The organism is Burkholderia sp. BCC0419 (genome assembly GCF_902830285.1).
In the GTDB taxonomy this organism is placed as follows: domain Bacteria; phylum Pseudomonadota; class Gammaproteobacteria; order Burkholderiales; family Burkholderiaceae; genus Burkholderia.
In genome coordinates this window covers 2,802,422-2,821,565 of sequence record NZ_CADESR010000001.1, presented here as the reverse complement: position 1 = coordinate 2,821,565, position 19,144 = coordinate 2,802,422, and the positions used below count along the sequence as shown (strand labels likewise).

At 67.3% G+C, this 19,144-nt stretch carries 18 protein-coding genes; 9 read left to right on the top strand and 9 right to left on the bottom strand.

Going from position 1 to position 19,144, the window contains the following annotated elements; translation table 11 throughout:
• Positions 1-71: 71 nt before the first annotated feature.
• Positions 72-1,721 (bottom strand): DNA repair protein RecN, encoded by a 1,650-nt coding sequence (gene recN / locus HWW87_RS12710; RefSeq protein ID WP_175820515.1) that lies wholly within the window; start codon positions 1,719-1,721, stop codon positions 72-74.
• 20 nt (positions 1,722-1,741) lie between these two features.
• On the bottom strand, positions 1,742-2,644 hold the full coding sequence (locus tag HWW87_RS12705; RefSeq protein WP_175820514.1) for an NAD kinase: 903 nt from the start codon (positions 2,642-2,644) through the stop codon (positions 1,742-1,744).
• A 131-nt stretch (positions 2,645-2,775) separates the two neighbouring features.
• On the opposite strand from HWW87_RS12705, the gene hrcA reads away from it, so the two are divergent.
• The 3 genes from hrcA (at position 2,776) to HWW87_RS12690 (ending at position 5,602) form a co-directional block, all read left to right on the top strand.
• Positions 2,776-3,798, top strand: a complete 1,023-nt coding sequence (gene hrcA / locus HWW87_RS12700; RefSeq protein WP_011544637.1) for a heat-inducible transcriptional repressor HrcA — start codon at positions 2,776-2,778, stop codon at positions 3,796-3,798.
• Positions 3,799-3,943: 145 nt separating this feature from the next.
• Positions 3,944-5,008: a ferrochelatase gene (hemH, locus tag HWW87_RS12695; protein WP_174433007.1), complete on the top strand. Its 1,065-nt coding sequence runs from the start codon at positions 3,944-3,946 to the stop codon at positions 5,006-5,008.
• Between the two features lie 186 nt (positions 5,009-5,194).
• Positions 5,195-5,602: an RNA-binding S4 domain-containing protein gene (locus tag HWW87_RS12690; protein ID WP_175820513.1), complete on the top strand. Its 408-nt coding sequence runs from the start codon at positions 5,195-5,197 to the stop codon at positions 5,600-5,602.
• Here HWW87_RS12690 and HWW87_RS12685 read toward each other — a convergent pair.
• Positions 5,574-5,735, bottom strand: a complete 162-nt coding sequence (locus HWW87_RS12685; protein WP_006476841.1) for a hypothetical protein — start codon at positions 5,733-5,735, stop codon at positions 5,574-5,576. The two genes, HWW87_RS12690 and HWW87_RS12685, sit on opposite strands and share 29 nt — an antisense overlap.
• A 356-nt stretch (positions 5,736-6,091) precedes the next feature.
• Between HWW87_RS12685 and grpE the strand changes: the two genes are divergently transcribed.
• From grpE to HWW87_RS12660, 5 genes are all read left to right on the top strand, one after another.
• Positions 6,092-6,637: a nucleotide exchange factor GrpE gene (gene grpE / locus HWW87_RS12680; protein WP_174388791.1), complete on the top strand. Its 546-nt coding sequence runs from the start codon at positions 6,092-6,094 to the stop codon at positions 6,635-6,637.
• Positions 6,638-6,647: 10 nt separating this feature from the next.
• Complete coding sequence (locus HWW87_RS12675; RefSeq protein ID WP_175820512.1) at positions 6,648-7,091, top strand: thioredoxin family protein; 444 nt, start codon at positions 6,648-6,650, stop codon at positions 7,089-7,091.
• A 148-nt stretch (positions 7,092-7,239) separates the two neighbouring features.
• Positions 7,240-9,192: a molecular chaperone DnaK gene (gene dnaK / locus HWW87_RS12670; protein WP_175820511.1), complete on the top strand. Its 1,953-nt coding sequence runs from the start codon at positions 7,240-7,242 to the stop codon at positions 9,190-9,192.
• 266 nt (positions 9,193-9,458) lie between these two features.
• A complete protein-coding gene (gene dnaJ / locus HWW87_RS12665; RefSeq protein ID WP_053524347.1) occupies positions 9,459-10,595 on the top strand; it encodes a molecular chaperone DnaJ in 1,137 nt (378 codons plus the stop codon).
• A gap of 4 nt (positions 10,596-10,599) precedes the next feature.
• Positions 10,600-12,522: a bifunctional anthranilate synthase component I family protein/class IV aminotransferase gene (locus HWW87_RS12660; protein WP_175820510.1), complete on the top strand. Its 1,923-nt coding sequence runs from the start codon at positions 10,600-10,602 to the stop codon at positions 12,520-12,522.
• A 126-nt stretch (positions 12,523-12,648) separates the two neighbouring features.
• Here the strand turns inward: HWW87_RS12660 and panB are convergent, their stop codons facing one another.
• The 6 genes from panB to hda are packed head-to-tail and all read right to left on the bottom strand — an operon-like array spanning position 12,649 to position 17,754.
• Complete coding sequence (gene panB, locus HWW87_RS12655) at positions 12,649-13,464, bottom strand: 3-methyl-2-oxobutanoate hydroxymethyltransferase (RefSeq protein ID WP_175820509.1); 816 nt, start codon at positions 13,462-13,464, stop codon at positions 12,649-12,651.
• A gap of 43 nt (positions 13,465-13,507) precedes the next feature.
• On the bottom strand, positions 13,508-14,194 hold the full coding sequence (locus HWW87_RS12650; RefSeq protein ID WP_175820508.1) for a deoxynucleoside kinase: 687 nt from the start codon (positions 14,192-14,194) through the stop codon (positions 13,508-13,510).
• Positions 14,191-14,733: a 2-amino-4-hydroxy-6-hydroxymethyldihydropteridine diphosphokinase gene (folK, locus tag HWW87_RS12645; RefSeq protein WP_175820507.1), complete on the bottom strand. Its 543-nt coding sequence runs from the start codon at positions 14,731-14,733 to the stop codon at positions 14,191-14,193. The genes HWW87_RS12650 and folK overlap by 4 nt, the downstream gene beginning before the upstream one ends.
• Before the next feature lie 35 nt (positions 14,734-14,768).
• Positions 14,769-16,325 (bottom strand): polynucleotide adenylyltransferase PcnB, encoded by a 1,557-nt coding sequence (gene pcnB / locus HWW87_RS12640; protein WP_175820506.1) that lies wholly within the window; start codon positions 16,323-16,325, stop codon positions 14,769-14,771.
• Positions 16,326-16,330: 5 nt separating this feature from the next.
• Positions 16,331-17,008: an HAD family hydrolase gene (locus tag HWW87_RS12635; RefSeq protein ID WP_175820505.1), complete on the bottom strand. Its 678-nt coding sequence runs from the start codon at positions 17,006-17,008 to the stop codon at positions 16,331-16,333.
• 11 nt (positions 17,009-17,019) lie between these two features.
• Entirely contained in the window at positions 17,020-17,754 is a 735-nt protein-coding gene (gene hda, locus HWW87_RS12630; protein ID WP_012327945.1) for a DnaA regulatory inactivator Hda, read from the bottom strand.
• 250 nt (positions 17,755-18,004) lie between these two features.
• Between hda and purM the strand changes: the two genes are divergently transcribed.
• Positions 18,005-19,060, top strand: a complete 1,056-nt coding sequence (gene purM / locus HWW87_RS12625; RefSeq protein ID WP_069255850.1) for a phosphoribosylformylglycinamidine cyclo-ligase — start codon at positions 18,005-18,007, stop codon at positions 19,058-19,060.
• The last annotated feature ends 84 nt before the right edge of the window (positions 19,061-19,144 follow it).

Below are 19,144 nucleotides of genomic sequence, written 5' to 3'. Positions count from 1 at the left end.
CAACGGACAGCGGCGCTTCCGTCGCGCGGACGCCGCGCGCCGCTTCGACGGGCGGCCCGCTTGCGAGCCGGTCAGGCCGCCAGCATTTCCTTTGCGTGCTTGCGCGTCGTCGCGGTGATCTCGAGCCCGCCGAGCATCCGCGCGACTTCCTCGACCCGGCTCGCCTTGTCGAGCGGGACGACCGACGATACCGTGCCGCCGCGCTCGTCGGCGCCCTTCGCCACCTGGAAATGATGGTCGCCGCGCGCGGCGACCTGCGGCAGGTGCGTCACGCACAACACCTGGCGGTCGCGCCCGAGCTGGTGCAGCAGGCGGCCGACCACTTCGGCGACGCCGCCGCCGATCCCCGTATCGACTTCGTCGAAGATCAGCGTCGGCGTCGGGCTCGCCGCGCTGGCGATGACCGCGAGCGCGAGGCTGATCCGCGCGAGTTCGCCGCCCGACGCGACTTTCGCGAGCGGCCGCAGCGGCACGCCCGGGTGCCCGGCCACGCGGAATTCGACCTGCTCGAGCCCGTGCGGGCCGCCGTCGGCGAGCGGCACGAGCGCGACTTCGAAGCTTCCGCCCGCCATCGACAATTCCTGCATGCCGGCCGTGACGGCCGTGCCGAGCGCCTTGGCGGCCTGAGCGCGCGCCTTCGACAGGCGTTTGGCGTCGGCGAGATAGGCTTCCCGCGCCTTGGCCTGCGCCGCCTCGAGCGTGCCCAGATCGGCGGCCGCATCGAGCGCGGCGAGTTGCGCGCGGCGCGCCGCATGCTCTTCGTGCAGCGTGTCGGGCGGCAGCCGGAACTTGCGGGCGGTCGAGTGCAGCGCGTCGAGACGCGTTTCGACCTGCGCGAGCCGCTCCGGGTCGAGATCGACGCGCTGTGCGTAGTGCGACAGCGAATAGACGGCTTCCTGCAACTGGATCTCGGCCGGCTCCAGCGACGCGAGCGCATCGCCGAGCGCGGTGTCGTAGTCGGCCAGGCTGCGTAGCTTCGACACGATCGCGCCGAGCTGCGCGAGCATCGCGTCGTCGGACTCGGACAGCGCGTTGAGCGCGCCGCGCACGCCTTCGATCAGGTTCGCCGAATGCGACAGGCGCTTGTGTTCGTTGCTGACTTCGTCCCATTCGCCGGCTTGCGGCGCGAGCTTGTCGAGTTCGGCGAGCTGCCACGCGAGCTTTTCGCGTTCGAGCTGCAACTCGCGCTCGTGCGCCTTCGCGGCGTCGATCGCCTGCGTCGCGTCGCGCCACACGCGCCACGCGCGCGCGACGTTCGCGGCATCGGCGACGAGCCCCGCGTGCGTGTCGAACAGCTCGCGCTGCGCGTCGGGCCGCATCAGCAACTGGTGCGCGTGCTGGCCGTGGATGTCGACGAGCATCTCGCCGAGCTCGCGCAGCTGCGCGAGCGTCGCGCTGGTGCCGTTGATGAACGCGCGCGAGCGGCCGTTCACGTCGATCACGCGGCGCAGCATCACGGTGTCCTCGGCGTCGAACGCGTGTTCGTCGAGCCAGCGCGCGACGCGGTCGTGCGGCGTGAATTCGGCCGTGATGTCGGCGCGGCCGCAGCCGGTGCGCACGACGCTCGCGTCGGCGCGTTCGCCGAGCGCGAGGGCGAGGGCGTCGATCAGGATCGATTTGCCGGCGCCGGTTTCGCCGGAAAAGACGGAAAAGCCGCTGTCGAATTCGAGATCGAGCGCGGCGACGATGACGAAGTCGCGGATCGAGAGGTGGCGGAGCATGGTGTCGGGGCGGTGGTGCGTCAGGACGCCTTGTCGTCTTCGTTCGATGCGTGTTCGTTCCAGTGCAGCTTCTTGCGCAGCGTCGTGTAGTAGCTATAGCCGATCGGGTGCAGGAACGGCACCGTGTGCTTCGAGCGGCGCACCTCGATCGTATCGTTCAGTTCGAGCGACGTGAACGACTGCATGTCGAAGTTCACGTTGACGTCGCGGCCGCCGACGATCTGGATCGCGATCTTCGAATCGTCGGGCAGCACGATCGGCCGGTTCGACAGCGCGTGCGGTGCGATCGGCACGAGCACGATGCCCGCCAGCTGCGGATGGAGGATCGGGCCGGCCGACGACAGCGCATAGGCGGTCGAGCCGGTGGGCGTCGCGACGATCAGGCCGTCCGAGCGCTGGTTGTACATGTAGCGGCCGTCGACCGACGCGCGCAGCTCGACCATTCCGGAGAAGCCGCTGCGGTTCACGACGACGTCGTTGAACGCGAGCGCGTGGTAGATCGGTTCGCCGTCGCGCATGATCCGCGCCTCGAGCAGCGAGCGCTCCTCGCGCTCGAACTTGCCGGCCAGCAGCACGGGCACGAGCGCGTGCATGTCCGATGCCGCGATGTCGGTGATGAAGCCGAGCCGCCCGTGGTTGATCCCGATCAGCGGTGTCCGGTATGGCGCAAGCTGGCGGCCGATGCCGAGCATCGTGCCGTCGCCGCCGAGCACGATCGCCACGTCTGCTCGCGCCCCGATTTCGGCCGGGGTGAGCGCCGGGTAGCCGGCGATGCCGATTTCCCGCGCGGTCTCGCCTTCGAAGACGACCTCGAAGCCGAGCGTGGCGATGCTGTCCGCCAGCGTGGCGAGCGGCTCGGCGATGCCGGGCGTGTTGCTCCGGCCGACGAGCGCGACAGTCTTGAACTGATTACCGGTTTTCATGCCGGCATTACACCATAGCTCGTTGACGAAAAGAACCGGCAGTGCCCCGACGGGGCCGGATCGGCCCGGCCCGCGCAACGGTGGCCGACGCCACTCGCCGCGGTCGCGCCGTTGCGCTAAAATTTTCCACCATGCTAGATCCTCGCGCACGAACCCTCCTGAAAACCCTGATCGAACGGTATATCGCCGACGGTCAGCCAGTCGGATCGCGCACGTTGTCCCGTTACTCCGGGCTCGAGCTGAGCCCGGCGACGATCCGCAACGTGATGTCCGACCTGGAGGAGCTCGGCCTCGTGTCGAGCCCGCACACGTCGGCCGGCCGCGTGCCGACGCCGCGCGGCTACCGGTTGTTCGTCGATACGATGCTGACGGTCGAGGCGCCGATCGACGCCGAGGCCGTCGCGCGCCAGGTGCAGAACACGCTGCAGGCCGGCGAGCCGCAGCAGCGGGTGGTCGCGGCCGCCGCGAGCGTGCTGTCGAACCTGTCGCAGTTCGCGGGCGTCGTGCTGACGCCGCGCCGCAGCCACGTGTTCAAGCAGATCGAGTTCATGCGCCTGTCCGACAAGCGCATCCTGCTGATCATCGTCACGCCCGAGGGCGACGTGCAGAACCGCATGCTCGCGACGCCGCGCGACTATTCGCCGTCGCAGCTGACCGAGGCGTCCAACTACATCAATGCGCATTTCGCCGGCTTGTCGTTCGACGAGGTGCGCCGCCGCCTGCGCGACGAGATCGACCAGCTGCGCGGCGACATGACGACGCTGATGCACGCGGCCGTGACGGCCAGCACCGAGGTGCCCGACACCGAGGACACCGTGCTGATTTCCGGCGAGCGCAACCTGCTCGAAGTGGCGGACCTGTCGTCCGACATGGCGCGGCTGCGCAAGCTGTTCGACGTATTCGACCAAAAGACGGGCCTCCTGCAATTGCTCGATGTATCGAGCCACGCCCAGGGCGTGCAGATCTTCATCGGCGGCGAATCGACGCTCGTGCCGATCGAGGAAATGAGCGTCGTCACCGCGCCGTACGAGGTGAACGGGCAGATCGTCGGCACGCTCGGCGTGATCGGGCCGACCCGCATGGCGTACAACCGCGTGATCCCGATCGTCGACATCACCGCGCGCCTGCTGTCGCTCACGCTGAGCCAGCAATGACCGGCGATGGCCGGCGATCGCCAGCCCGATCCCGCCCCGCTATCGTGCCGCGGCGCCGCTTGCGGCGACAGTCGGCCGAACGGCACGGGGCGGCCCGCTATAATTGAGAGCCGTCCGGTCCCGTGCCCCGAGCACGTTCTTGCCCATGCGTTTCGATCTTGAGCCGCCTTCGAGTATCGCGGCCGCCCATCGTATCGGTGTGCTGCTGATCAATCTCGGCACGCCCGACGCGCCCACGCCGCGCGCGGTGCGGCGCTACCTGGCCGAATTCCTGTCGGATCCGCGGGTGGTCGAAATCCCGCAGGCCGTCTGGCAGGTGCTGCTGCGCACGCTGATCCTGCCGCTGCGCGGCCGTGCGTCCGCGAAGAAATACGCGGCCGTCTGGATGCCCGAGGGCTCGCCGCTGCGCGTGTACACCGAGCGTCAGACCGACAGCGTGCGGCACCTGCTCGTGTCGAACGGCTATCACGTGACGGTCGACTACGCGATGCGCTACGGCAGCCCGAACATTTCGCACGCGCTCGCGCAGTTCAAGCGCGCGGGCGTCGAGCGCGTGCTGTTGATGCCGATGTATCCGCAATACTCGGCGTCGACCACGGCCACCGCGTTCGATGCCGCATTCGACGCGCTCGCGCGCATGCGCAATCAGCCGGAAGTGCGCACCGTGCGGCACTACGCCGACCATCCGGCCTATATCCACGCGCTGGCCGAGCAGGTGCGCCAGTACTGGGCGCAGCACGGCCGGCCCGATTTCGCGGCCGGCGACAAGCTGGTGCTGAGTTTCCACGGCGTGCCGAAGCGCACGCTCGACCTCGGCGACCCGTATCACGACCAGTGCCAGCAGACGGGCGCCTTGCTGATGGCCGCGCTCGGGCTGTCGGGCACCGAATGCCGCATCACGTTCCAGTCGCGCTTCGGCAAGGCCGAATGGCTGCAGCCGTACACCGCGCCGACGCTGCGCGAATTCGGCGAGGCCGGCGTGCGGCGGGCCGACGTGTTCTGTCCCGGCTTCACGGCCGATTGCCTGGAGACGATCGAGGAAATCGGCATGGAAGTGCGCGACGAGTTCCTCGCCGGCGGCGGCAAGACCTTCCACCGCATTCCGTGCCTGAACGGCGCGTCCGCATGGATCGGCGCGCTCGGCGAGATCGTCGCGGAGAATCTGCAGGGCTGGCCCGTCAAGGCCGCGCAGCCCGAAACGGTGGGTTGAGATGAAACGATTTCCACGCGCTTTGTTCGTCATTTTCCGAGGGAGCGGTCAGCCTTCACAGGGCGGCCCGGCGGAGGCTGAGATGAAAGGACCCCCACGCTCACTATGTTCGCTTGGGGGGACGAAGTCCCCCCATCTGTCGAACGCCGACCCCTGTGTGTGCACGGCGGCCCGGCGGAGGCTGACATGAACTACAAGATTTCCACGGACCCGGGTGCGAAGCTGCGCATCGACAAATGGCTGTGGGCGGCGCGGTTCTTCAAGACGCGCTCGCTCGCGACCGATGCGGTCGACAAGGGACACGTGAAGATCGGCGGCGCGTCGGTCAAGCCGGCGAAGGATGTACGGGTGGGCGACGAGGTCGAGATTGCGATCGACGGCATCGTCTGGCACATTGCCGTGCTGGGCGTGTGCGACGTGCGCGGGCCCGCGAGCGTCGCGCAGACGCTCTACGCGGAAACGGAAGCGGGGCGGGTCGCGCGGCTCGCCGAACTGGAGCGGCGCCGCACGTATCGCGAGCCGGCGGCCGAACTGCACGGCCGGCCGACGAAGCGCGACCGGCGCATCATCGACAGATTTTCTGGTGGGAGCTGAACATCTGGTCGAACGTCGCCCGCGCGCTTCCGTATTCGGTCGTGCGGTCGGTGACGGCTCCCGACAGGCAGATGGTGGTGGTGCCGGCAATGAGTACCAGCGCGACCACCGATATCGCAAAGGTCAGTTTCACGGTACTCCCCTCGAGAACAAGGGTGAAAACGGCGCCAGGTGGATGTCAGGCGACGGTCAGCTAGGGTAAACACGCTTTTCCGACGCTTGAGTGGAGTGTAGTTCAGCCGGCCTGTGCGGAGCTAGTACTTGCCGGGTAAGCGTTGTTACAGGCCGTTTCGCCCGATCCGGCGGACTATGCGACGCCTGCACCGGAAAACGCGCGGTTGTTTCGCGGCATTGGCGAATGTCGGCGAATGACCGACTTGAAACCGCAGTTTTCGCCCTTATTTGCACCAGTAATGTGCGGTGCCGCCGGCCGGGTATACGTCCGGCGGTCGCCGATTTGGCTTCAACCTCTAATCGACTTTCAGCGACATGGAAAACACGCAAGAGAATCCGGCTACCCAATCGGCCGAAGACATCGGCAGCGAGAAGCAGACGGCGCAAGGCGCCGCACCCGCCGCCGAAGCCGCCGACGCGGCGCTCGCGGAGGCTCAAGCCAAGGTCGCCGAGCTCCAGGAAAGCTTCCTGCGGGCGAAGGCCGAGACCGAGAACGTGCGCCGCCGCGCGCAGGACGACGTGTCGAAGGCGCACAAGTTCGCAATCGAGAGCTTCGCGGAACACCTGCTGCCGGTGCTGGACAGCCTGGAAGCGGCCGTCGGTGATACCTCCGGCGACATCGCGAAGGTGCGCGAGGGCGTCGAGCTGACGCTGCGCCAGCTGACGAGCGCGCTCGAGAAGGGCCGCGTCGTCGCGATCAACCCGGTCGGCGAGAAGTTCGATCCGCACCAGCACCAGGCCATTTCGATGGTGCCGGCCGAGCAGGAGCCGAACACCGTCGTCACGGTGCTGCAAAAGGGCTACATGATCGCCGACCGCGTGCTGCGCCCGGCGCTCGTCACCGTCGCGCAGCCGAAGTAAGGCGGCCGGCATGGTGCCCGCCGGCGTCGATCCGGCCGCGTTCGACGCGTTCGACATGCAGGCGCTCGACGCCGGCACGTTCGACGCGGCCGTCGGCGGCGCGGGCGATGCGCTGGCCGTGGTGTTCTTCTGGGGCGTCGACTGCTTCAACTGCGAGATCGCGAAGAAGGCGATGCTCGCCCAGTCCGACGCGATCCGTGCGCTGGACCTGAAGTGGTTCCATTGCAACGTGTACGAACACCATCAGCTGGGGCGCCGCTTCGGGCTGCACGGCGTGCCGACGTGGTTCTTCTTCCACCGCGGCAAGCGGCTGGGCCGCGCGACCGGCTGGCATGGCCTCGCGCAGTTCCAGGCAGCCGTCGCGGCGGCACGCGCGAAGATTGCCGCGGCGGCCGGTGCGCCGTCCGGCGAGGGCACCGGCGGCCCGCACGATCCGCTAGCCGGCGGCGATTGAAAAAATTTAATATCCGCATCGCTCGTCGGGTCTTGAAAACGGATCGGACGGACGCATTTCGGGAACAGAGTTGAATTCTGGCGTGCGAAACGGCCCAAAAACGCGGCGTTTCGTGCAGCAAACAAGCATTTCTGGAGATTAGGAAAAAATGGGAAAGATCATCGGTATTGACCTCGGCACCACGAACTCGTGCGTCGCCATCATGGAAGGCAACCAGGTCAAGGTCATCGAGAACTCGGAAGGCACGCGCACCACGCCGTCGATCATCGCGTACATGGACGACAACGAAGTGCTCGTCGGCGCGCCGGCCAAGCGCCAGTCGGTGACCAACCCGAAGAACACGCTGTTCGCCGTGAAGCGCCTGATCGGCCGCCGCTTCGAAGAGAAGGAAGTCCAGAAGGACATCGGCCTGATGCCGTACTCGATCATCAAGGCCGACAACGGCGATGCATGGGTCGAAGCGCACGGCGAAAAGCTCGCGCCGCCGCAGGTGTCGGCCGAAGTGCTGCGCAAGATGAAGAAGACGGCCGAAGACTACCTCGGCGAGCCGGTCACGGAAGCCGTGATCACGGTGCCGGCGTACTTCAACGACAGCCAGCGCCAGGCGACCAAGGACGCCGGCCGCATCGCGGGCCTCGAAGTCAAGCGGATCATCAACGAGCCGACGGCAGCCGCGCTCGCGTTCGGTCTCGACAAGGTCGAGAAGGGCGACCGCAAGATCGCCGTGTATGACCTCGGCGGCGGCACGTTCGACGTGTCGATCATCGAGATCGCGGACGTCGACGGCGAAATGCAGTTCGAAGTGCTGTCGACCAACGGCGACACGTTCCTCGGCGGCGAAGACTTCGACCAGCGCATCATCGATTACATCATCGGCGAGTTCAAGAAGGAGCAGGGCGTCGACCTGTCGAAGGACGTGCTCGCGCTGCAGCGCCTGAAGGAAGCTGCCGAAAAGGCGAAGATCGAGCTGTCGTCGGGCCAGCAGACCGAAATCAACCTGCCGTACATCACGGCGGACGCGTCGGGCCCGAAGCACTTGAACCTGAAGATCACCCGCGCGAAGCTGGAAGCGCTGGTGGAAGACCTCGTCGAGCGCACGATCGAGCCGTGCCGCATCGCGATCAAGGACGCAGGCGTCAAGGTGTCGGACATCGACGACGTGATCCTGGTCGGCGGCCAGACGCGCATGCCGAAGGTCATGGAGAAGGTGAAGGAGTTCTTCGGCAAGGATCCGCGCCGTGACGTGAACCCGGACGAAGCCGTCGCGGTCGGCGCGGCGATCCAGGGCCAGGTGCTGTCGGGCGACCGCAAGGACGTGCTGCTGCTCGACGTGACCCCGCTGTCGCTCGGTATCGAGACGCTCGGCGGCGTGATGACGAAGATGATCAACAAGAACACGACGATCCCGACGAAGCACGCCCAGGTGTACTCGACGGCCGACGACAACCAGGGCGCCGTGACGATCAAGGTGTTCCAGGGCGAGCGCGAAATGGCGGCGGGCAACAAGCTGCTCGGCGAGTTCAACCTCGAAGGCATCCCGCCCGCACCGCGCGGCGTGCCGCAGATCGAAGTGACCTTCGACATCGACGCGAACGGCATCCTGCACGTCGGCGCGAAGGACAAGGCGACCGGCAAGGAAAACAAGATCACGATCAAGGCGAACTCGGGCCTGTCCGAGGCTGAAATCGACCAGATGATCAAGGATGCGGAAGCGAACGCAGCGGAAGATCACAAGCTGCGCGAGCTGGCCGATTCGCGTAACCAGGGCGACGCGCTGGTCCACAGCACGAAGAAGGCGCTGACCGAGTACGGCGACAAGCTGGACGCGGGCGAGAAGGAAGCGATCGAAGCGTCGCTGAAGTCGCTCGAAGAAGTGCTGAAGGACTCGTCGGCCGACAAGGCTGCGATCGACGCGAAGGTCGAGGAGCTCGGCAAGGTGTCGCAGAAGCTCGGCGAGAAGATGTACGCCGACATGCAGGCCCAGCAGGCGGGTGCCGCCGGCGCGGCCGGTGCGGCGGAAGGCGCGGCTCACGCGGGTGGTGCGCAACAGGCTGCCGACGACGTCGTCGACGCCGAGTTCAAGGAAGTGAAGAAGGACTAAGCCGGGTTGCCATGGCAGCGTACGCCGCGCGCGCAAAACGCGCGCGGCGCGGCTGACAAGCGACTGAAAAGCGGTCTGTCTTTCCTTCCGGATGGCCGGATCGACTCCACGCCTGGCGGGCCTTGCGGCCCTCCGGGCACATTTGTTTTTTGGCGGGTGCTGCGCGAGCCGTCCGCGGACGGTGCAGCGCCAGACGAGTCGAGAGACTTTACTGCGGGCGAAAGGAGCCGCCGCGTGCGCGATGCGTGGCGGCACAGTGAATCGATATGGCGAAACGGGATTACTACGAGGTTCTGGGCGTCGCGAAGAATGCGAGCGACGACGAAATCAAGAAGGCATATCGCAAGCTTGCGATGAAGTATCACCCTGACCGCAATCCGGACAGCAAGGATGCGGAAGAGCATTTCAAGGAGGTGAAGGAAGCCTATGAAATGCTGTCGGATGGCCAGAAGCGGGCCGCGTACGACCAGTACGGCCACGCGGGCGTCGATCCGAACATGGGCGGTGCGGGCGCGCAGGGCTTCGGCGGCTTCGCGGATGCATTCGGCGACATCTTCGGCGACATCTTCGGCCAGGCCGCGGGCGGCGCCGCGCGCGGCGGCCGCGGCGGCCCGCAGGTGTACCGCGGCGCCGACCTGCGCTACAGCATGGAAATCACGCTCGAGCAGGCCGCGCACGGCTACGACACGCAGATCCGCGTGCCGAGCTGGGTGTCGTGCGAAGTCTGCCACGGGTCGGGCGCGAAGCCCGGCACGAAGCCGGAAACCTGCCCGACCTGTCACGGCCAGGGCACGGTGCGCATGTCGCAGGGCTTCTTCAGCATCCAGCAGACCTGCCCGAAGTGCCATGGCACGGGCACCTACATCCCCGAGCCGTGCGCGCATTGCCACGGGTCGGGCAAGGTGAAGGAAACCAAGACGCTCGAAGTGAAGATCCCGGCCGGGATCGACGACGGGATGCGGATCCGCTCGGCCGGCAACGGCGAGCCGGGCATCAACGGCGGGCCGCCGGGCGACCTGTACGTCGAGATCCACATCAAGCCGCACTCGGTGTTCGAGCGCGACGGCGACGATCTCCACTGCCAGATGCCGATCCCGTTCACGACCGCCGCGCTCGGCGGCGAGATCGAGGTGCCGACGCTGGCCGGCCGTGCGTCGTTCCCGGTGCCGGAAGGCACGCAGTCGGGCAAGACGTTCCGCCTGCGCGGCAAGGGGATCAAGGGTCTGCGTTCGAGCATCGCGGGCGATCTGTACGTACACGTGCAGGTCGAGACGCCCGTGAAGCTGACTGACCAGCAGCGCGACCTGCTCAAGCAGTTCGAGAAGTCGCTGGCCGAGGGCGGTGCGCGTCACAGCCCGCAGAGCAAGAGCTGGTTCGATCGGGTGAAGAGCTTCTTCGAGTAACGGCATGACTGAAGGCAACGAGAGCGCGTCGTTCGCGCTCTTGGACGATTGCGACTCGACCGCGTCCGCGCGGTCGAGTCGTTTGTATTCGGGTTTCGTGCGCGAACGCGTGTGCACGGACCCGGCGCAGCTCGACGCCATCGACGCGGCGCTCGCGCAGGATCTGCGCGACGGGCTGCATGCGGTCGTCGTCGGCGATTACGAATTCGGACGCAACCTGCAACGGGCGCAGCCGGGCGATGCCCCGCTGCGCTTTTTGCTGTATGCGCGCTGCGAGCGGCTGTCGCGCGACGACGTCGACGCATGGCTCGCGCAGCAGGACGGCGGCGGCACGCCGTCGATCGCGGGCGTCGCGCACGTCGCGAAGAGCGTGTCGCGCGACGCGTTCGACGCGGCGATCGCCGCGGTGCACGACGCGCTGCGCGCAGGCGATTCGTATCAGGTCAACTACACGTACCGGCTGAATTTCGACGTGTTCGGCGCGCCGCTCGCGCTGTACCGGCGGCTGCGCGCGCGCCAGCCGGTGCGGTACGGCGCGCTGATCGCGCTGCCCGACGGCGCATGGATCGTGTCGTGCTCGCCGGAGCTGTTCGTCGAGAAGCATGGCGACGTGCTGCGCGCGCGGCCGATGAAGGGCACCGCACCGCGCTCGGCCGACCCGCGTGAAGACGCGGCGGCCGCTGCATTCCTCGCGAGTGACCCGAAGAACCGCGCGGAAAACGTGATGATCGTCGACCTGCTGCGCAACGACGTGTCGCGGATCGCGCGCACGGGCAGCGTCAAGGTGCCGGCGCTGTTCTCCGTCGAGCCGTATGCGTCGGTGTGGCAGATGACGTCGACGGTCGAAGCCGGCTGGCGCGACGGCACGACGTTCGCACAGATGCTGCGCGCGTTGTTTCCGTGCGGGTCGATCACGGGCGCGCCGAAGTACAAGACGATGGAATTGATCGACGCGATCGAGTCGACGCCGCGCGGGCTGTATACCGGAGCGATCGGCTGGCTCGACGCGCCGAAGGACGAGGCCGCGTCGGCAGGCGCTGCGGCGCCCGCCGGCGCGGCCGGTTGCGGCGATTTCTGCCTGTCGGTCGCGATCCGGACGCTGACGCTCGATGCGGTCGCAGCCGATGCTGCCGCGACGATCGTCCCGCGCGACGCGGCAATGGCTGCTGCCGGCCGGCGGCGCGGCACGATGGGCGTCGGCGCGGGCATCGTGCTCGACAGCGTCGCGGCCGACGAATATGCGGAGTGCGAATTGAAAGCGCGATTCCTGACGGACGCCGACCCTGGCTTCCAGCTGTTCGAAACGACGGCCGCCACGCGGGCGGACGGCATTCGCCATCTCGATCGCCATCTCGCGCGGCTGCAACGCAGCGCCGATGCGTTCGGCTTTCGCTTCGACGCCGATGCGTTGCGTCGCGAGATCGACGCGCGTTGCGCTGCGCTCGACGGCGATGGCCCGTACCGGATGAAGCTCTCACTCGCGAAGGACGGCACGGTCGAGATCGTCGCGGCGCCGCTCAAGCCGCTGCCGGCGGGGCCGGTCGGCGTGCTGCTGGCCTCTGCGCACGGCTTCGCGCCGACCCGCGCGAGCGACGCGCTGCTGCTGCACAAGACCACGCGCCGGGCCGAATACGACCGTGCGTGGCAGGCGGCGGAGGCGCTCGGCGGTTTCGACATGCTGTTCGTCAACGAGCGCGGCGAGGTGACGGAAGGCGGGCGCTCGAACCTGTTCGTGAAGCTCGACGGCCAGTGGGTGACGCCGCCGCTGGCGTCCGGCGTGCTGCCGGGCGTGATGCGCGGCGTGCTGCTCGATGATCCCGCATTCGGCGCGGTGGAGCGCATCGTCACGCTCGACGATCTGGCGCGGGCGCAAGCGCTGCTGCTGACCAATGCATTGCGCGGCGCACTCGACGCGGTATTGAAGTGATGCGATGACGATTCGGGCCGTGTGTCCGAACACTCGCTGCCACTGGCCTTCGGCAACGTGGCATCCCAACGAAAAGCGCGGCGCCCCGCAAAGGGCGCCGCGCTTTTTTACATCCAGCCTGTTACGTCAGAACGAGTGTTCCGGACCCGGGAACGACCGGTCCTTCACCGCGCTCACATAGGCTTCGACGGCCGCCTGAATGTTCGGCTGCCCCTGCATGAAATCCTTCACGAAACGCGGCCGCTTGCCGGGGAACACGCCGAGCATGTCGTGCAGCACGAGCACCTGCCCCGAGCAGTCGACGCCCGCGCCGATGCCGATCGTCGGAATCTTCAGCATGTGCGTGACTTCGGACGCGACGAGCGTCGGCACGGCTTCGAGCACGACGAGTTGCGCACCGGCATCCTCGATCGCACGCGCGTCGCGCAGCAGTTGAGCGGCGCCGGCTTCGGTCTTGCCCTGGACCTTGAAGCCGCCGAACGCATGCACCGACTGCGGCGTGAGGCCGAGGTGCGCGCAGACGGGCACCGAGCGTTCGACGAGGAAGCGGATCGTATCGGCGAGCCATTCGCCGCCTTCGAGCTTGACCATCTGCGCGCCCGCGCGCATCAGCTTGACCGAATTCGCGAACGCGTCGGCCGGCGTCCCGTACGTGCCGAACGGCAGATCGGCGACGACGAGCGCGCGCGGCTGGGCCCGTGCGACACAGGCGGTGTGGTACGCGATGTCGTCGAGCGACACGGGCAGCGTGGTCGTGTGGCCCTGCAGCACGTTGCCGAGCGAATCGCCGATCAGCAGCACGTCGGTGCCCGCACGATCGAGCAGCGCGGAAAAGCTCGCGTCATAGCACGTGAGCATCGCGATCTTCTCGCCGGCGTCGCGCATTGCCTGCAGCTTGGGGACCGTCACGGCAGGCCGGCTCGATTCCTGGAGATAGGTCATGGGAAATCCGGGTCGATGGGTGAGGAACGACAGGCGGGACGCGTCAGCGCGTCGTCTCGCCCTTGACGAAGAATTCCTTGCGGCCGCGCATCGTCTCGATGCGCTCGATCAGCAGGGCGAGATCTTCGGGGGAATCCAGCGGGTTCAGGTGTTCGGCGGCGACCGTCAGCACCGGCGTGCGGTCGTAGTGGTAGAAGAATTCGTTGTATGCGTCGACGAGCGAGCGCAGGTACGCGTCGCTGATCTGCAGTTCCATCGGCATCCCGCGCTTCTGGATGCGCGAGAACAGCACTTCGGGGCTGGCCTGCAGATAGACGACGAGATCGGGCGACGGCGCCTGCGGCACGTCGACGTGGGTGGCGACCGAGCGATACAGCTGCCATTCGTCTTCCGGCAGGTTCAGCCGCGCGAAGATGTCGTTCTTCTGCGGCATGAAATCGGCGATCACGGGGCGGCCCGTGTCGAGCGCGCCGATCAGCTCGCGCGCCTGCTGCGCGCGCTGCAGCGCGAACGACAGCTGCACGGGCAGCGCGTAGCGCGCGGTGTCGCGATAGAAGCGTTCGAGGAACGGATTGTCCTGCGGGCGCTCGAGCAGCGTCTGCATCGACCAGCGCTCGCCGAGCAGGCGCGCGAGCGTCGTCTTGCCGACGCCGATCGGGCCTTCGATCACGAGATAGCGGTGCGGGGCGCGCAGGTCGGGCGCAGTGACGGTCAGGGGAGTGGAGTTCATCGGCAGCGGGTCTTGTCGGCGTCGTCGCCGGCAGCGAGCGCCTTCTGCATCAGGCACTGGCAGGTCTGCACCTTTTCGACGCGCTGATCCGCGACGGCGGCGAGAAAGGCGTCGGCACGGCCGCGCGCGGGGATGTCGAGCGCCGGCTCGATTTCGACGAGCGGCACGAGCGCGAACGCACGGTCGGTGAGGCGTGGATGCGGGACGATCAGGTCGGGTTCGTCGATCGAATCGGCGCCGAACAGCAGGATGTCGAGGTCGAGCGTGCGCGGCGCGTTGCGATACGGGCGTTCGCGGCCGAAGTGATGTTCGATCTTCTGGCAGAGCGCGAGCAGCTCGCGGGCCGACAGCGTCGTGTCGAGCTTGACGACGCAGTTGTAGTAGTCGTCGCCGCCCGCTTCGAACGGCGCCGTGCGATACAGGCTCGACTTGCCGAGGATCGAGATGGTGCGCTGCTGCGCGAGGCACACCACCGCGTCCTTCAGGGTCTGGCGCGCATCGCCGAGATTCGCCCCCAATCCGATATATGCAACCGTCATGGCATCACTTCCTACGTCGTTCGCCGGCGCACGCGTCAGTCGTCGGAACCGCTCGCGGTACCGCCCGCGGTATCCGGCGCCTGCTCGGCGGCACCTTCACCCGGATTGCGGTTTCGCGCACCGCCGCGGCGGCGCCGCTTGCGGGGCGATTTTTCCTTCGAGCCGCCCTGCGTGAGCAATGCCTCGCGAGCGGCCGCGTCGCCTTCGATGAAATCCGTCCACCACTGTCCGACTTCCGTATCGAGCTCGCCGGATTCGCAGCGTAACAGGAGGAAATCATACCCCGCTCTAAACCTTTGGTGTTCCAGCAGCCGCATCGCGCTGCGGCCCGAGCGTTTCTCGAGGCGCAGCTGCAGGCCCCAGATCTCGCGCATGTCGGCCGAATAACGCTTGTGGATCGCGAGTTTCTCGGTCTGCATGTCGAGCACGTCGTCCATCGCGCGATGGAGCGCCGGCACCGGGATTTCGCCCGCGGCCGTGTATTGCTCGAAGCGCTGGCGCATGTCGTGCCACAGCAGCGTCGCGAACAGGAAGCCCGGCGACACCGGCTTGCCGGCGCGCACGCGCGCGTCGGTGTTGTTCAGCGCGAGCGTGATGAACTTCTCGCCCTGCGGCTGTTCGAGCACGACGTCGAGCAGCGGCAGCAGCCCGTGATGCAGGCCTTCCTTGCGCAGCCGCTGCAGGCACGCGAGCGCGTGGCCCGACAGCAGCAGCTTCAGCATTTCGTCGAACAGGCGCGCGGCCGGCACGTTATTGATCAGGTCGGCGAGCGCGTTGATCGGCTCGCGCGTATGCGGCTCGATCTCGAAATCGAGCTTCGCCGCGAAGCGCACGACGCGCAGCATCCGCACCGGATCCTCGCGGAAGCGGGTGGCCGGATCGCCGATCATCCGCAACAGGCGGGCACGGACGTCGGCCATCCCGTCGTGATAGTCGAGCACCGTCTGCGTCGACGGGTCGTAGTACATCGCGTTGATCGTGAAGTCGCGGCGCGCGGCGTCCTCGTGCTGCTCGCCCCACACGTTGTCGCGCAGCACGCGGCCGCTCGCATCGACCGCGTGCGTGCGGCGATCGAGTTCGTCGCGCTTCAGGCGCCTCGGCGGCTCGGCGGCGGCCGCGGCCGCCTCGGGCGGCGCGTCGACTAGCGCGCGGAACGTCGATACCTCGATCAGTTCCTGGCCGAACTGCACGTGGACGATCTGGAAGCGGCGGCCGATCAGGCGCGCGCGGCGGAACAGGCGCTGTACCTCGGTCGGCGTCGCGTCGGTCGCGACGTCGAAGTCCTTCGGCGCGATGCCGAGCAGCAGGTCGCGCACGGCGCCGCCGACGATGAACGCGCGAAAACCCGCCTGCTGCAGCGTATCGGTCACGCGCACCGCGTTCTTCGAGATCAGCGCCGGGTTGATGCCGTGCACGCTGGCCGGCACGACGGTCGGCTCATGGTTGCTGCGCGGTTTTTTCGTGCCGCCGCCGCGGGCGCCCTTCGGGGCGCGCGGGGTAGCAGGGGCCGCTTCGTCGGCCTGGGCCGCGGCGGGAGACGTTTGCTCGGTTTCGTCCTGCCCGAGAAGCTTGCGAATGAATTTTTTGATCACGACGTTCAGAAGAGATCCAGGATGCGCCAGCCGCGGTTGCTTGCGTGCGCACGCAGCGTGTCGTCGGGGTTGGTCGCGATCGGGTCGGTGACTTTCTCGAGCAACGGGATGTCGTTGTGCGAGTCGCTGTAGAAATAACTGTGTTCGAAGTCGTCCCAGTGCTTGCCGAGCGACGCGAGCCACGCTTCGGTGCGCACGATCTTGCCTTCGCGATAGCTCGGCGTGCCGGTCGGGCGGCCCGTATACGGCGAATCGGGATGCCCGTCGGTCGTTTCGACCTCGCACGCGATCAGCGTGTCGACGCCGAACGCGGTGGCGATCGGGCGCGTGATGAATTCGTTGGTCGCCGTCACGACGCAGCACAGGTCGCCCGCATCGAGGTGCTGGCGCACGAGTTCGAGCGCGGCGGGCGTCATCGCGGGCCGGATCACCTCGTGCATGTACTGCGCGTGCCACTCGGCGAGCTGCGCACGCGAATACTTCGCGAGCGGCGTGAGCATCGCCGTGAGGTACGCGTGGATGTCGAGCTGGCCGGCCTTGTAGTCGGCGAAGAACTGGTCGTTCTGACGCGAGAAGCTTTCCGCGTCGACGATACCGAGCTTCACCATGAAGCGACCCCATTCGTGGTCGCTATCGGTCGGGATCAGCGTGTGATCGAGGTCAAAGAGTGCCAGATTAGTCATGGAAGCGCATTTTACTCGAAGCGGTTCGGGCCGGTGCCCGGTGGTGTGATGTCGTCGCCGGGACGCGCGAGCATCCGGCGCAGCAGCGGCAGCGTGACCGCGCGTTTCTGCTCGAGCGAGAAGCGGTCGAGCGCGTCGAGCAAGGCCATCAGGCTCGGCATGTCGCGGCGGAAATGGGTCAGCAGGTACGCGGCGATGTCGTCGGTGAGCGCGATCCCGCGCTCCTTCGCCGCGAGCTTGAGCACTGCGATCTTGCCGGCATCGGACGGCGGCGACAGGTGGAACACGAGCCCCCAGCCGAGGCGCGTGCGCAGATCCTCGCGCACGTCGAGCGCGAGCGGCGCCGCCGGGCCCGCCGCGACGAACGCGCTCGACGGGTGCGCGCGCACTTCGTTGAACAGGTTGAACAGCGCGACCTGCTGCGTGTCGCTCATCCGGTCGCAGTCGTCGATCGCATAGATGCCGATGCGCGGGTCGAACGTGAACGCGCCGAGCGGGCTCTGCGGCGTCAGGTAGCGCGCATAGCCGTACGACGCGTCGCTCACGAGCGCCTGCAGCAGGTGGGTGCGGCCGCTGCCGGGCTCGCCCCAGATATAGAACGACCGGTCCGGCACGGGGCCGGCCGCGAGCGCGAGATCGAGCTTCTGCAGGCGCGTGACGAGCTCGTCGTTCTCGTCGCTCATGATGAAGTTGTCGAACGTGGCGGGCGGCGGCGTGCCGAGATCGAGCGTCAGTTGACGGGACACAGCAGTCACAATGCGGGTCGGTTGAAAAAACGCGTGCCGTACGCCGGGCACGCGCGGGGGAAGGCGCCTCGGCTGGCTTCACGCGCGACCGTACGCTCGGCGCGGCGCGGGTTTCGGCGCGCTTCGCCCGGCGATGAAAACGGGGACGTGTTGACCAAGATGCAATCCCTGACGATTCGGTGCTGGGAATTCCGGCCAACGGGCCGGCTTCGGGTAAAATCGCATTTTACCGACCTTCTCGCATTCCCCCATGAATCCTCCGAAATCCGCTCCCGACGCTCAGGGTCTGTCCTATCGCGACGCAGGTGTCGACATCGACGCAGGCGACGCGCTCATCGACAAGATCAAGCCTTTTGCGAAGAAAACCCTGCGCGACGGCGTGCTCGGCGGCATCGGCGGGTTCGGCGCGCTGTTCGAAGTGCCGAAGAAGTACAAGGAGCCCGTGCTCGTGTCGGGCACCGACGGCGTGGGCACCAAGCTCAAGCTCGCGTTTCATCTGAACAAACACGATACGGTCGGCCAGGATCTCGTCGCGATGAGCGTGAACGACATCCTCGTGCAGGGCGCCGAGCCGCTGTTCTTCCTCGACTACTTCGCGTGCGGCAAGCTCGACGTCGACACCGCCGCCACGGTCGTCAAGGGCATCGCGCAGGGCTGCGAACTGTCGGGCTGCGCGCTGATCGGCGGCGAAACGGCCGAAATGCCGGGCATGTACCCGGACGGCGAATACGACCTGGCCGGCTTCGCGGTCGGCGCGGTCGAGAAGAGCAAGATCATCGACGGCAGCACGATCGCCGAAGGCGACGTGGTGCTGGGCCTCGCATCGAGCGGCATCCACTCGAACGGCTTCTCGCTCGTGCGCAAGATCATCGAGCGCGCGAATCCCGATCTGTCGGCCGATTTCCACGGCCGCTCGCTGGCCGACGCGCTGATGGCGCCCACGCGCATCTACGTGAAGCCGCTGCTCGCGCTGATGCAGAAGCTGTCGGTGAAGGGCATGGCGCACATCACGGGCGGCGGTCTCGTCGAGAACATCCCGCGCGTGCTGCGCGAAGGCCTCACCGCCGAGCTCGACCAGAAAGCATGGCCGCTGCCGCCGCTGTTCAAGTGGCTGCAGGAGCACGGCGGCGTCGCCGACGCGGAAATGCACCGCGTGTTCAACTGCGGGATCGGCATGGCCGTGATCGTCTCGGCGGCCGATGCCGACGCAGCGATCGCCGACCTGACCGCCGCCGGCGAACAGGTGTGGAAGATCGGCACCGTGCGTGCGACCCGCGAAGGCGAGGCGCAGACGGTCGTGGTCTGACGCTCGGCAGCAGCAGAATGCAGCACGGAAAGCCGCCCGGAATCGATCCGGGCGGCTTTTTTTTCGGGCGCCGCGTGCGGTCGG